Source organism: Streptomyces arenae, assembly GCF_022343545.1.
Classification (GTDB): domain Bacteria; phylum Actinomycetota; class Actinomycetes; order Streptomycetales; family Streptomycetaceae; genus Streptomyces; species Streptomyces humi.
On the sequence record NZ_JAKQYH010000039.1, the window covers coordinates 19,788 to 35,088 of the forward strand.

General features: G+C 71.9%; 6 protein-coding genes. All 6 read left to right on the forward strand.

Going from position 1 to position 15,301, the window contains the following annotated elements:
* The first annotated feature begins 79 nt into the window (after positions 1 to 79).
* Positions 80 to 1,384: a sensor histidine kinase gene (locus tag MB828_RS16105; protein ID WP_301648769.1), complete on the forward strand. Its 1,305-nt coding sequence runs from the start codon at positions 80 to 82 to the stop codon at positions 1,382 to 1,384.
* Positions 1,381 to 2,082 carry a response regulator gene (locus MB828_RS16110; RefSeq protein WP_301648770.1) on the forward strand — a complete coding sequence of 234 codons (702 nt, stop codon included), beginning with the start codon at positions 1,381 to 1,383 and terminating at the stop codon, positions 2,080 to 2,082. The genes MB828_RS16105 and MB828_RS16110 overlap by 4 nt, the downstream gene beginning before the upstream one ends.
* Before the next feature lie 379 nt (positions 2,083 to 2,461).
* The gene (locus tag MB828_RS16115) at positions 2,462 to 4,261 is read left to right on the forward strand and encodes an ABC transporter ATP-binding protein (RefSeq protein WP_301648771.1); all 1,800 of its coding nucleotides are present in this window, start codon (positions 2,462 to 2,464) and stop codon (positions 4,259 to 4,261) included.
* A gap of 121 nt (positions 4,262 to 4,382) precedes the next feature.
* A complete protein-coding gene (locus MB828_RS16120) occupies positions 4,383 to 4,607 on the forward strand; it encodes an MbtH family protein (RefSeq protein ID WP_276207582.1) in 225 nt (74 codons plus the stop codon).
* A gap of 8 nt (positions 4,608 to 4,615) precedes the next feature.
* A complete protein-coding gene (locus MB828_RS16125; RefSeq protein WP_301648772.1) occupies positions 4,616 to 5,413 on the forward strand; it encodes an alpha/beta fold hydrolase in 798 nt (265 codons plus the stop codon).
* Positions 5,414 to 5,495: 82 nt separating this feature from the next.
* The coding region (locus MB828_RS16130) for a non-ribosomal peptide synthetase (protein ID WP_301648773.1) at positions 5,496 to 15,301 on the forward strand (9,806 nt) is incomplete at its 3' end.

A 15,301-nucleotide genomic window follows, 5' to 3' on the forward strand; every position in this document is an offset into this window, starting at 1 on the left:
CCGCCCCTCAGGTGAGGGACGGCGCCATCCCTGTGGCAGGGGACGATCCCGCCCGTCCGCGACTGCCATAATGACCGGCGTGAACCGTGCGACAGCCTGGCGCGACGCCTGGACAGGGACGCCGGGACGGATCGCGGCGTCCCCCCGCGCACGGACCCTCGTCGCATGGTCGCTGGGCCTGCTGGCCGTCGCCGAATCCCTGGGGGAGTTCGTCGCCGAGCACGGGTCCATCCCGCGCCTCCTCGCGGACACCGCCTCCACGGCCGCCCGCGACGGCAGCGCCACCGGCGTCCAGTTCACGATGATCGTCGGGCTGATCTGCCTGTCCACCGCGTTGCCGCTGGCCCTCCTGCGGCCCCTGACGGCCGGCCTCACCGTCACCGTCGTCAGCATCGGCTCGCTCACGATCTTCCACACCCTGACCCTGGCGGGAATCGCCGCCCAGCTCGTCGCCCAGTACCGGCTCGCCCGCAGCGGCCGGGTCCTCGTGGCCGGACTGTGCGCGGTGCCCTTCCTCGCCCTGGCCCTGCCCGCGTCCGACGACACCGGCTACCGGGTCCGGGTCGTCCTGCTCGCGGCCCTGGTCCCCGCGGCCGCCCTCGCGGGCCTCGCCCGACGCGCCGGCGAACACCAGCGCGAACACACCGCCGTCCGCGAGGTCATGGCCGGCACCCAGTGGGAGAACGCGGCCCGCGGTGAACGTGCCCGCATCGTCCGCGAACTCCACGACGTCGTCGGCCACCACGTCTCCATGATCGCCGTCCAGGCCGAGACGGCCCGGGTCGCCACCGCCGGCATGCCGGCCCAGGGAGCGGAACGACTGCTCGGCATCGGCGACACCGCCCGCGCCGCCCTCACCGAGATGCGCCGTCTGCTCGGCGTGCTCCGCGAGGACACCGGGACCGTCACCGGCGGCGAGCGCCGGCCGCAGCCCGACCTCGGCCGGCTCAACGAACTGCTCGACGAGGCCCGTACGGCGTCCGGGACCTCCGTTCGCCTCATCCTGAGCGGATCCCCGCGCGCCCTCGACCCCGGCATCGAACTCGCCGCCTACCGCATCGTCCAGGAATCCCTGACCAACGCCCGCAAACACGCCACGGGCGCCGCCGTCGACGTCGAACTGCACTACTCCGACGACGCGTTGCACGTACGGGTCCGCGACAACGGACCCGGCCCGCCCGACCCGGCCACCGACGGGGGACACGGGCTGCTCGGCATGCGGGAGCGTGCCGCGGCCGTCGGCGGAGACGTCCGCACCGGCCCCGCCGCCGGCGGCGGATTCCGCGTCGAGGCCCGCTTTCCCGCCGCGCCGCACGGTGAGACCCGCCGGGTACCGAGCCCGGTGGCGCCCGCGCCGGAAGCCACAACGGAAGAGACCTCATGAGCACGCCGTCCGCGCCGATCCGGATCGTGATCGCCGACGACCACCTGGTGGTCCGCACCGGCTTCGCCGCGCTGCTGGACTCCCAGCCCGACTTCACCGTCGTCGAGACCGCCTCCAACGGAACCGAGGCCGTGCGCGTCTGCCGCGAGAAGTCCCCGGACGTCGTCCTCATGGACATCCGCATGCCCGAGATGGACGGCATCGAGGCCACCCGCCGGCTCGTCGGCGCCGCACCCGACTCCGGCGGCGCCCCGCGCGTCCTCATCCTCACCACGTTCGACCTCGACGAGTACGTGTACGACGCCCTGCGCGCCGGCGCCAGCGGCTTCCTCCTCAAGGAGGCCACGGCGGAACGCCTCTTCGACGCCGTACGCGTCGTCGCCGCCGGGGACGCGCTCCTCGCACCCGGCATCACCCGCCGGCTCATCAGCGAGTTCGCCCTGATGCCCGCCAGGGCCGAGACCGCGCCCCCGCCCGGACTACAGGCCCTGACGGCCCGTGAGACCGAGGTGCTGCTGCTGATCGCGGAGGGCCTGTCCAACCCGGAGATCGCCGCCCGCCTCGTCGTCGGCGAGGAGACGGTCAAGACCCACGTCAGCCGCATCCTCACCAAGCTGGGGCTGCGTGACCGCACCCAGGCCGTCATCGCGGCGTACGAGTCGGGACTCGTCGTCCCGCGCTCGCGGAAATCCGGATAGCCGGGCCCGGCGCCGGCTTCCCGCGCCGGCCCGCGCGGCCGCGAAGGAACACCAGTACGCGGGTGTTCAACTGCGGCGCCGCGGCATTTGAATGCGTCTGAATCCGCCCGGGAACTGAACGCGTTGCCACCTCAGGCAGCCCTCGGCGATGCTTGCAGCCGAGCGAAGCTGTGCCGTGAGGAATAACGCGAGGAAATCCCGTGAGGAGAGGTCAGCTGTGAAAGTGACGGTACAGGCGCCGGCGGGAGAGAATCCCGACGAACTGCCGGACATCGGCCCGGAATCCGACCGGCCGCAGGAATCCCTGGGAATTCGCCCCGGAACAGTGGGAAGAATTGTTCCGTTCGCGAAACCCTATGGATGGCGGCTGCTGTTCCTGGTGACCGCGTCCGCACTCGGCGCCGTCGTCACCGCGGCCGGCCCGCTGCTGTTCGGGGTCGTCATCGACAAGGGCATCGTCCCCGGCAAGACGGACGTCGTCATCGCGGTGGCCGGCGCCCTCCTGGGCCTGGCCCTCCTCGACGCGCTGACCCAGTACTTCCAGGCCAGACTCTCCGCACAGATCGGCGAGGGCCTCGTCTACGACCTGCGCACCCTGGTGTTCCGGCACGTACAGGCGCAGCCCCTGGCGTTCTTCACCCGCTCCCAGACCGGGTCCCTCGTCAGCCGCCTCAACACCGACGTCATCGGGGCGCAGCAGGCGATCACCGTGCTGATGGCGGAGACCGTCAACACCGTGCTGACCCTCGTCCTGGTGCTGGCCGCGATGTTCTACCTGTCGTGGCAACTCAGCCTCGTCGCTCTGCTCATGGTCCCCTTCTTCCTCATCCCCGGGAAGATCATCGGCCGCCGCATGCAGCGGCTCGCCCGCGGGACGATGCAACTCAACGCCGAGATGGGCTCCTTGATGAACGAGCGCTTCAACGTCGGCGGAGCGATGCTCAACAAGCTCTTCGGCCGCCCCGAGCGCGAGGTCGCCCACTTCTCCGAACGGGCCCGCGGGGTCCGCGACATCGGCGTGCAGACCAACGTGACCGCGCAGATGCTCGGCATCGTCATGGGGCTCACCGCCTCCGTGACCCTCGCCATGCTCTTCGGCTTCGGCGGCGTCCTCGTCATCCACGACACCTTCGCCCTCGGCACCCTCGTCTCCCTCGTCACACTCGTCGGCCGCCTCTACACCCCGATCCAGCAGCTGTCGAGCGTGCAGGCCAACGCCATGACCGCCCTCGTCAGCTTCGACCGCGTCTTCGAGATCCTCGACCTCGACGCCCTGGTGAAGGAACGCCCCGGCGCCGCCCCCCTGCGCGCCGGCCCGCCGACCCGCGACACCACCGCGCCCGAGGTCGAGTTCGACAAGGTCTCCTTCCGGTACCCGACCGCCTCCGACGTCTCCCTCGCCTCCCTGGAGTCGATCGCCCGGCCCGCCGAAGAGCGCGAGGACGACGCATGGGTCCTCGACGAGGTGAGTTTCCGGGCGCCCGCCGGGAAACTCACCGCCCTCGTGGGCCGCTCGGGCGCCGGCAAGACCACCATCACCCACCTGATGCCCCGCTTCTACGACCCCGTCTCCGGAGCGGTACGGATCGACGGCCAGGACCTGCGTGACGTCACCCTCAGCTCGCTCCAGGACACCGTCGGAGTGGTCACCCAGGACGCCCATCTCTTCCACGACACCATCCGCCACAACCTGCTCTACGCCCGCCCGGACGCCACCGAGCCCGAACTCGTCGAGGCCTGCGAGGCGGCACAGATCTGGACCCACATCGCCGCGCTCCCCAACGGCCTCGACACCGTCGTCGGCGACCGCGGCTACCGCCTGTCGGGCGGGGAGAAACAGCGCCTGGCGCTGGCCCGGCTGCTGCTGAAGGCGCCGCCCGTGGTCGTGCTCGACGAGGCGACCGCACACCTGGACTCGGAGTCGGAGGCCGCGATCCAACGCGCCCTGAAGACCGCGCTGGCGGGCCGCACCTCGGTGGTCATCGCCCACCGGCTGTCCACCATCCGCGAGGCCGACCAGATCCTCGTCGTCGACGGCGGCAGGATCCGCGAACGCGGCACCCACGAGTCGCTGCTGTCCGCCGGCGACCTCTACGCGGACCTGTACCACACGCAGTTCGCCCGCCAGCCGGCCGCTGCCGAGACGGCCGCACCCGACCCCGCGGGCACGGCGAGCTGACCGCCCGCGGCCCGTATCCCAGGACCCGGGCCGCGACCGTGCCGTTCGCCCACGCCCAGCCACCCGTTCCGCACCCCTGTTCGGAACCAGTCATGTCCTTCGTCGTGCAGAGGAGACCACCGTGCGCACCGTGAGCTTCGACTTCGAAACCCCCGGAAAGCGGTTCAAGGTACTGATCAACCACGAGGAGCAGTACTCGCTGTGGCCCGCCGACCTCGACGTACCGGGCGGCTGGGAGGAGACCGGCGTGTGCGCCTCCAAGGAGGAGTGCGACCAGTACCTGGAGGAGACCTGGACCGACATGCGGCCCAAGAGCCTGCGCCTCGCGCTCGACGGTGAGCAGTAGGCGACCAGATGCCGCACGTATTCACCAACGGCATCCGGCTCTCCTACGAACGGTCGGGCCGCGGTGAACGAGTACTCATGATCATGGGTTCCTCGGCCGGGGGTCGGGTCTGGACCCTGCACCAGACCCCCGCGCTCACCAAGGCCGGCTACCAGGCCATCACCTTCGACAGCCGGGGCATCGCCCCGTCCGACATCCCGCCCGGCAAGTACAGCCTCGCCGACATGGTCGCCGACACCAAGGGCCTCATCGAGGCGCTGGGCGCCGGCCCCTGCCGTATCGTCGGCACCTCGCTGGGAGCGCTGATCGCCCAGGAACTCGCCATCGGCTGGCCCCAGCTGGTCCGCTGTGCTGTCCTGATCGGCACCAAGGCACGTTCGGACGCCGTCCGGGTGGCCCTCGGCCGGGCGGAACGCGCACTGCTGGACAGCGGGGTGAAACTGCCCGCCGAGTACGAAGCCGCCATGTCGGTGCTGCAGATGCTCTCGCCGGCCACGGTCAACGACGACAAGGCCGTCTCCCTGTGGCTGGAGACGTTCCGCCTCTCCGGCGGCGCGGCGTCCCCCGGCCAGACCTGGATCGACACCGACCAGGACCGCCGTAAGGCACTGCGGGAGGTGACGGCACCCTGCCGCGTCATCGCCTTCGCCGACGACTTCGTCACCCCGCCCCACCTGTCCGCGGAAGTCGCCGACGCCATTCCGGAATGCGACTACGTCGAGATTCCCGAATGCGGCCACTTCGGTTATCTGGAACGCCCGGACGAGGTCAACAAGGCGATCATCGAATTCCTGGACACGCACTAGAAGCACACGCACTAGAAGCACAGGCACACACGCGCGGAAAGCGCGCGAGTGGTTTTCACGCGAGTGGCTTAGTGGGGGCGTCATGCACGGTGAACCGAACTCCTGGCGTGGCCGGCCGGCGGACCTGCCGGCGCTGGAGCTGCCCACGGACCGCCCTCGCACCACGGGTGGCTCCGTGCGGACCGCGGTGGTCGGGTTCGAGGTGCCGCCGACGACAGCCCAGCGGCTCAGGAACCTGTCCCGCGCCGCCGGAACACCCGTCCGCGCCCTGCTGCTCGCGGCCCTGAGCGCCCTGATGGGGCGCTACGCGAGCACGGACGACGTGGTGCTGGCCACGGACGGAGCGCTCACCCGTACCGACCTCACCGGTGAACCGTCCTTCACCGAACTGCCCGACCGGGTACGCGAAACACCGCGAGGCGTGTCCCGGCACCCCGTCCACTTCGCGTACACCGAACCCGGTGAACCCGGTGAACCCGGTGAACCCGGTGAACCCGGTGAACCCGGTGACCTCCGTGCGCCCGAGGTGGACGGCGAACTGCTGCTCCGGGTGACCGACGACCGACACGGGCGCCTGTCAGGGGAGTTCGCGTACGACACCGCGCTGTTCGACGAGGCGACGGCGCAACGGATGACCCGCCACCTGCTCGCCCTGATCGAGGCGGCGGCCACGACCCCGGACCGCTGCGTGCACGAACTCGCGGTCCTGGCACCGGACGAGCGCGACACCCTGGCACGCGCCGGCACCGGGCCGACGCTGACGCTTCCGCCGGTGGGCGCGGTGCACGAGCTGATGGCCGGATGGGCCGAGGAGAGCCCGGACGCGGTCGCGGTGGTGGCCGGTGACCGCGTGCTGACCTACGGCGCGCTGCTGGCGCGGGCGAACCGGCTGGCCCACCACCTGCGGGGGATGGGCGTCGGCCCGGACTCGGTCGTGGGGCTCTGCCTGGACCGCGGTGCCGACATGGTCGTCGCCGTACTCGCCGTGTGGCAGGCCGGCGGCGCGTACCTGCCGCTCGACCCCGCCTACCCGGCTGACCGACTGGAGTACATGCTCGCCGACAGCGACGCCCAAGTGCTGATCGGTGGTTCCCCGTACGTCGACCGGCTGGCAACTGCCGGCCGCGTGGTGCGCCTGGAGGACCGAGCCCGGTGGGAGACGCTGCCGTCGTCCACGCCCCCCACGCGGGTACACCCCGACCACCTTGCCTACGTCATCTACACCTCCGGATCCACGGGACGGCCGAAGGGCGTCCAGATCCCGCACCGAGGGCTGCTGAACCTGGCGGTGGCCTTCCGCACCGTGCTGGGTGCGGCTCCCGGAGCGCGCGCCCTGCAGTTCGCCTCGCTCAGCTTCGACGCCGCCGCCCTCGACCTGGCGATGACGTTGGCGGCCGGCGGCACGCTCGTGGTGGCCTCGGCGGCCGACCGCGCGCAGCCCGGCGTCCTGGGGACCCTCGTACGGGCCCAGGCGGTGACGGCGGCCAGCGTGTCGCCGTCCCTGCTGGGCGTCCTGGAACCAGCGGCCCTGGCGGACGTCGGGTCCCTGCTGGTCGGATCGGAGCGGGTCGGCGCCCAGGTGGCACGGCACTGGGCCCCCGGACGGCGGCTGGTGAACGGGTACGGGCCGACCGAGACGTCGGTCATCGCCTGCGTGGGCCCCGTGGACGCCGACGCCCCCGGAGCGCCGCCCATCGGCGGCCCCCTGCCCAACACTCGTGTGTACGTCCTGGGCCCCACACTGGAACCGGTGCCGGCGGGCGTCGTCGGCGAGCTGTTCATCGCCGGCCCCCAACTCGCCCGCGGCTACGGCGGGCGTCCCGCGCTGACCGGTGAGCGGTTCGTGGCCGATCCGTTCGCCGCCGACGGCTCGCGCATGTACCGCTCGGGCGACCGCGTCCGGTGGCTGGCCGACGGACGCCTGGAGTTCGTCGCGCGGACGGACCTCCAGCTGAAGGTCCGCGGCTTCCGTGTCGAGCCGGGCGAGGTGGAGGAAGCGCTGGCAGCGCACGACGGCGTGCGCGCGGTGGCCGTGACCGCGTTCGGTGAGGGCGAGGCGCGCCGGCTGGCCGCGTACGTGGTGCCCTCGGACCCGACGCTCGGCATGCCGCCGGTGGACACCCTGCGTGACCTCGCGGCACGACGGCTCCCGGACTTCATGGTGCCGTCGGTGTTCGTGGAACTGGCGGCGCTGCCGCTGACCACCAACGGCAAGCTCGACCGGACCGCCCTCCCCGCACCGGACCACACCCACCTGCGCCGGAAACCGTACGTCGCTCCGGCCCCCGGCACCGAGGAGATCCTCGCCGGCATCTGGGCGCGGCTCCTCGGAGTGGACCGGGTGGGCGCCGACGACGGCTTCTTCGAACTGGGCGGACACTCGCTGCTGGCCACCCAGGTCATGTCCCGCATCCGGGAGACCTTCGGCACCGAACTGCCCCTCGCGGCCTTGTTCCGGCAGCCGACCGTCCGGCAGCTGGCGGCGGCCCTCGCCGACGCGGCCACCGGAACGGGGTCAGGGTCATACACGGCCACGCCCGCCGGCACGAGTGCTCAGCCGGTCGCGTCCATCGCGCCGGTCGAGCCGATCGTGCCGGTCGACCGGGACGGCGACGACCTGCCCCTGTCGTTCGGACAGCAACGCCTGTGGTTCCTCGACCAGCTGGAACCGGGCTCCGCCGAGTACAACCTGCCGCTGCGCCTGCACTTCGACCACCCCCTGGACGTCGCCGCGCTCCGGACCGCCTTGGACGCGGTCCTGGCCCGGCACGAAGCGCTGCGCACCCGCCTGGTACCCGGACCCGACGGCACCGTGCGCCAAGAGATCGACGAGCCCGCGCCCTTCCCGCTCCCCGTGATCGACGTGTCCACCACCCCGGACCCCCGACGCGAGAGCGAACGGCTGGCGCAACAGGAGGCGATGGCGCCCTTCGACCTCGCGCACGGCCCGCTCGTCCGTGCCGTCCTCATCCGGTCGGCCCCCGACGACCACCTCCTGGCCCTGTCCGCGCACCACGCCGTCTTCGACGAGTGGTCCGACCTCGTCCTCCAACGCGAACTGCGGTCCCTCTACGACGCGTTCCGCGAGGGCCGCCCCGATCCACTGCCGCCGCTCCCGGTCCAGTACGCGGACTTCGCCGTCTGGCAGCGACGACGGCTGACCGGCGACGTACTGGACGAAGAACTCACGTACTGGCGTCAGCAGTTGACCGACCTGCCGGTGCTGGAGCTGCCGACCGACCGGCCGCGCCCGGCCGTGCGGTCCACGGCGGGAGCCGTCACCCGGTTCTCGGTCCCGGCGCACACAGCCGAGGCACTGCGCACGGTGTCACGGGAACACGGCACGACGATGTTCATGACCCTCCTGACCGCCTTCGACGTCCTCCTCGGGAGGTACGCCGGCTCCGAGGACGTGGTGGTCGGCACCCCGGTGGCGAACCGGCACCGGGCCGAGACCGAGGACCTGATCGGGTTCTTCGTCAACACCCTGGTCATGCGGACGGACCTGTCCGGCGACCCTACCTTCGCGGAACTCCTCGGGCGCGTAAGGGAGACGGCCCTGGACGCGTACGCCCACCAGGACCTGCCCTTCGAACAACTCGTGGACGCCGTCGTGACCGAGCGCGACCGGTCCCGCAGTCCGCTCTTCCAGACGATGTTCAGCTACGGCGCCACGGGCGGCGCCTACGTCAATCCGGGCACCCTGCCCGTGAAGTGCGACCTGGCCCTGCGCCTGGTGGAGAGCGACGAGGGGCTGCTGGGAGAGGTCGAGTACAGCACGGCGCTGTTCGACGCGGGGACCGTGGAGCGGTTGTCGGGTCATCTGGTGCGGCTGCTGGAGGCGGTGGCGGAGGACGCGGGGCGGCGGGTGGGTGAGCTGCCTGTGCTGTCCAGTGACGAGCGTGAGCGGGTCGTGCGGGAGTGGAACGGGGTGCCGGTTCCGCTTCCGTCGGCGGGTGGGGTGCATGAGCTGATCGCCGGGTGGGCTGCCGATACTCCGGATGCGGTGGCCGTGGTGTCCGGTGGTCGGGTCCTGACTTATGCCGGTCTGCTGGCTCGGGCCAGTCGGCTGGCGCATGAGCTGCGGCGGCGGGGTGTCGACGCCGAGTCGGTGGTGGGGCTGTGTCTGCCGCGTGGTGTCGACCTGGTGGTGGCGGTGCTGGGGGTGTGGCTGGCGGGTGGTGCGTATCTGCCGCTGGATCCCGAATACCCGCTGGAGCGGCTGGAGTTCATGGTCGCCGACAGTGGGGCGCAGGTGGTGCTCCGCGAAGGAGATCTCGCGCGCACGGGTGACCTGCCGTCGACGGCTCCCGAAATCTTCGTAACACCTGGCCAGTTGGCGTATGTGATCTATACGTCGGGTTCGACGGGGCGGCCGAAGGGCGTGCAGGTCTCCCACGGCAGCGTTCTCGGCATGGTGACCGCGTTGGGACCGGAGCTGGGTGCGGAGCCGGGTGTGCGGGTGTTGCAGTTCGCTTCGTTCAGTTTCGACGCGGCGGTGCTGGATGTCGCCGTGACCCTCGCCCGTGGCGGCACGCTCGTCGTGGCGACGGCGCAGGAGCGGGCGGAGCCGGAGGCCCTGACCGCCATGATCGGCGCGCAGGGCGTCGGGGCGGCGAGCGTCGTGCCGTCCCTGCTGGGCGTGCTGGATCCGCAGCAGGTGCCTGGTATCGAAACCCTTCTGCTGGGTGCGGAGCGGCTGACCGAGCAGGTGGCGCGGGCCTGGGCGCCGGGCCGGCGGCTGGTTAACACCTATGGGCCGACCGAGGCGACGGTCATGGTCACCGCGGGCCAGGTCGACGGCCACGGGCTTCCTCCCATCGGCTCCCCGGTCGCCAACGCCCGCCTGTACGTCCTGGACGCATCGCTCGATCCAGTCCCTGTGGGTGTGGCGGGTGAGGTGTTCATCGCGGGGCCGCAGGTGGCCCGTGGCTATGCCGGCCGCCCGGCTCTGACCGCGGAACGCTTCCTCCCCGATCCGTTCGCCTCCGATGGTTCGCGTATGTACCGCTCCGGTGACCGTGCCCGCTGGCTCCCCGACGGACAGCTGGACTTCGTCGGTCGCGTCGACCAGCAGGTCAAGGTCCGTGGCTTCCGTATCGAACCCGGTGAGATCGAAGCCGTCCTCACCGCACATGCCCAGGTCCGTACCGCCGTCGTACTCCCCTTCGGTGACGAGGACGACCGCCGACTGGTGGCCTACCTCGTCCCCGAGGACCCCACCACAGGCATCCCGCCCGTCACCGACCTGCGCGCCCACGCCGCCGCCCACCTGCCCGCCTTCATGATCCCGTCCGTCTTCACGCTGCTCGACGTCCTGCCCCTCACGCCGAACGGCAAGCTCGACCGCGCTGCCCTCCCCGAGCCGGACGTCGCGCAGCGAGGGCTGCCCGCGTATGTTCCGCCGGCCTCTCCCACCGAGGAACTGCTCGTCGGCGTCTGGAGCCGTCTGCTCGGTGTCGCCCGGGTCGGGGTCACGGACAACTTCTTCGAACTGGGCGGGCATTCGCTGCTCGCGACCCGGGTCGGTTCCCGGATCCGCGAGCTGCTGTCGGTGGATCTGCCGCTGTCCGCGATGTTCGACCGTCCCACCGTGCGGGCGCTCGCGGAGGTGGTGGACCGTTCGGCGCGGGGGACGGCCGTACCTCCGGTGACGGTGGCGGACCGGGACCGGCCCCTGCCGTTGTCGTTCGCGCAGCAGCGCCTGTGGTTCCTGGACCAGTTGGAGCCGGGTTCGGCGGAGTACACCATCGCCCTGCCGGTGTGGCTGCGCGGGGAGAAGCCCGACGTGGAGGCGTTGGGTGCCGCGCTGGGCGCGATCGTGGCGCGGCACGAGGTGCTGCGGACGCGGCTCGTCGTCGGTGCCGACGGAGTGCCGTACCAGTGTGTCGACGAAGCGCCGTCCGGGTTCCCGCTGCCGCTGGTCGACGTGTCCGGTGAGCCGGACCCGTTGGCGGTGGCACGGGAGTTGGTGACCGCGGAGGCGGCGGTTCCGTTCGATCTGGCGGAGGGGCCGTTGGTGCGGGCCGTCCTGGTGCGGCTGGCTCCGGATCAGCACGTGCTGGCGGTGACCGTGCACCACGTCGTCTTCGACGAGTGGTCGGACCGGGTCTTCCGGCGTGAACTGCTGGCCCTGTACGAGGCGTTCCGGGACGGGCGGCCCGTGCCGCTCGCGCCGCTGGAGGTGCAGTACGCGGACTTCGCGGCCTGGCAGCGGCAGTGGCTGACCGGAACCGCGCTCGCATCGCAACGTTCCTACTGGGTGTCCCAGTTGGCGGGCCTGCCGGAGTTGGAGCTGCCGGTGGACCGGCCGCGTCCGCCCGTGCGGTCCACCGCGGGCGCGGTGCGGCGGTTCACCGTCCCGGCGCACACCACCGAGGCCCTGCGGAGCCTGTCCCGTGCGCACGACTCGACGATGTTCATGACGCTGCTGGCCGCGCTCAGCGTGCTGCTCGGCCGCTACGGCGGCGGGGAGGACGTGGCGGTCGGCACCCCGGTGGCGAACCGGAACCGGGCCGAGACGGAGGACCTGATCGGGTTCTTCGTCAACACGCTGGTCATGCGCACCGACCTGTCGGGGGACCCGACGTTCGCCGAACTCATCGCCCGTGTACGGAAGACGGCGCTCGGCGCGTTCACCCATCAGGACCTGCCGTTCGAGCAGTTGGTGGACGAGCTGGTGGCCGACCGGGACCGCTCCCGAACGCCCCTGTTCCAGGTGATGTTCAACTACGCCACGTGGGAGGCGGGAGACGTCCTCACCGACGTGCTGCCCGCCAAGTACGACCTGCTCGTGACTGTCGGCGACACCGGCGGTGAGCACGGTCTGCGCTGCGAGGTGCAGTACGGCACCGCCTTGTTCGACGCGGCGACGATCGACCGGCTGACCGGGCACTTCGTGAGCCTGCTGGAGACATTGGCGGCGGACCCGGAGCGGCCGCTGTCGCGGGTGCCGACGTTGCCGGCGCACGAGCGGGACCTGCTCGCAGCCGAGTGGCAGGACGGCGCTGCCCCCGACCTCGCCGCCCGTGAGGTGCACGAGCTGGTCGCCGCCCGGGCCGCTGCCAGTCCCGACTCCGTGGCGCTGGTCTGCGGTGAGCGGAGGCTGACGTACGGCGGGCTGATGGAGCGCGCGAACCGGCTCGCCCACCGGCTGCGCGGCGCGGGGGTGGGCGCGGAGTCCGTGGTCGGGCTGTGCCTGGACCGGGGTGTCGACACGGTCGTGGCGATGCTGGCCGTGTGGCAGGCCGGCGGGGCCTGGCTGTCCCTGGACCCGGAGTATCCGGCCGAACGGCTCGCGTTCATGCTCGCCGACAGCCGGGCCGCGCTCGTCGTGACCCAGGTCCACCGGGCCGGCGTGCTGCCCGAGGACGCGGTGCCCCTCCTGGTGCTCGACGACCCGGCGACGGCCGCCGCGATCACCGCGGCTCCGCACACCGCCCCCCGGGTCGCCACCCACCCGGAACAGCTCGCCTACGTGATCTACACCTCCGGTTCCACCGGCCGGCCCAAGGCCGTGCAGGTCGCGCACGCGAGCGTGAGCCGCCTGTTCGAGGCCGCCGGCCTCTCCGGCGCCCTCACTCTCGCCGCGGACAGCGTGTGGAGTGTCAGCCACTCCTTCGCCTTCGACTTCTCCGTCTGGGAGGTCTGGGGTCCGCTGACCCGGGGCGCCCGCAGTGTCGTCGTGCCGATGGACCGCGTGCGTGAGCCGTGGCGGCTGCGGGACGTGCTGGCCGCCGAGGGCGTCACCCACCTGAGCGCCACCCCGGAGCTGTTCCGTCAGCTGTCCGAGGCGGTCGAGCCCGGTCGCGACCTGCCCGCGCTCCGCTACGTGGTGTTCGGCGGTGACGCGCTCCGGCGCCCGCACGTGGCCCGCTGGAGCGAGGCGCGCGGCCTGGACGCCCCCGCCCTGGTCAACATGTACGGCATCACCGAGACAACCGTCCATGTCACCCACCATCGCATCGATTCCGCCGACCTGGCCGGCGACCCGGGGCTGCCGGTGGGGCGGGGGCTGCCGGGCTGGCGGGTGTACGTGCTCGACGAGCGGCTGAGCCCCGTACCGGTCGGCGTACCCGGCGAGTTGTACATCGGCGGCGCCGGTGTCGCGCGAGGGTACGGCGGCCGGGCGGCACTGACGGCGGAGCGGTTCCTGGCGGATCCCTTCGCCGGGGACGGCACGCGGATGTACCGCTCAGGCGACCGGGCGCGTCGACTGCCCGGCGGCGTACTGGAGTTCGTGGGCCGTGGGGACAAGCAGGTCAAGGTCCGGGGCTTCCGGATCGAGCCAGGTGAGATCGAGGCCCTGCTGACCGCTCACCCGGGCGTTCGCTCGGCGGTCGTCACGGCCCACGGCGACGGCGCGCACCGGCAGCTCGCGGCCTACCTGGTCCCCGAGGACCATTCCGTGGGCGCTCCGCCGGTTACCGAACTCCGGGAGCACCTGCGACACGGGCTGCCGGACTTCATGATCCCGGGCGCCTTCGTCGAACTGGCCGCGTTGCCGCTGACCGCGAACGGCAAGCTCGACCGGGCCGCGCTGCCCGCGCCGGAACCGCACCCCGGTGAACGTCCTTCGACAGGCGGGGCACCGGACGACGACGGCTTCGTGGCGCCGAGGGGCCCCTCGGAGCGACTGCTGGCAGACATCTGGGCCCATGTCCTCGACGTGGAGCGGGTCGGCGCCCATGACGACTTCTTCGACCTGGGCGGGCACTCGCTGCTGGCCACCCAGGTCGTGTTCCGCATCCGGGAGGCCTTCTCGGTCGAGCTGCCCCTGGCCGACCTGTTCGACCGGCCGACGGTGCGCGACCTCGCGCCGCTCCTCGACCGCTCGGGTGCCGGCACCGTGGTGCCGCGCATGGCACGGGCCGACCGCGACCGCACAATGCCGCTTCCGCTGTCGTTCGCGCAGCAACGCCTCTGGTTCCTCGACCAGTTGGAGCCCGGCTCCGTCGAGTACGCCCTGCTGTCCCCCGTGCACTGGACCGGGCCCCTGGACGTCGCCGCACTCGGGGCGGCCCTGGGTGCGGTGGTGGCGCGGCACGAGGTGCTGCGCACCCGGCTCGTCGCGGACGCCGACGGCGTACCCCGGCAGGTGATCGACCCGCCGTACCCGTTCGCGCTGCCCGTGGTGGACGTCTCCACCGGGACGGACCCCGCAGCGGTCGCGCGACGCCTGGTCGCGGCGGACGCCGGGGTGCCGTTCGACCTGGCGGCCGGTCCGCTGGTGCGGGCCACCCTGTTCCGGCTGGCCCCCGAGGAGCACGTGCTCGCACTCGCCATCCACCACGTGGTGTTCGACGAGTGGTCCGACCGGATCTTCCATCGTGAACTGACGGCGCTGTACGAGGCGTTCCGAGTCGGGGAGCCCGACCCGTTGCCGCCGCTGGAGGTGCAGTACGCGGACTTCGCGGTGTGGCAGCGGCAGTGGCTGGACGGCGACGTGCTGGAGCGGCAGCTGTCGTACTGGCGCGAGCGGCTGGCCGGCATCCCCGACACCGAACTCCCCATCGACCGGCCCCGGCCGCCCGTGCGTTCGTCCGCGGGCGCCCGGTGGCGGTTCGCCCTGCCGCAGGAGGTCGTCGAGGGCCTGCGTGCGGTGTCGCGTGAGTGCGGTGTGTCGATGTTCATGACGTTGTTGGCCGCGTACGCGGTGTTGTTGGGGCGGTATGCGGGGTCGGAGGACGTGGTGGTGGGCACGCCGGTGGCGAACCGGAACCGTGCCGAGACGGAGGATCTGATCGGGTTCTTCGTGAACACGTTGGTGATGCGGACGGATCTGTCGGGTGATCCGTCGTTCCGTGAGGTGCTGGGGCGGGTGCGGGAGACGGCTCTGGGTGCGTACGCGCATCAGGATGTGCCGTTCGAGCAGGTCGTGGACGCGTT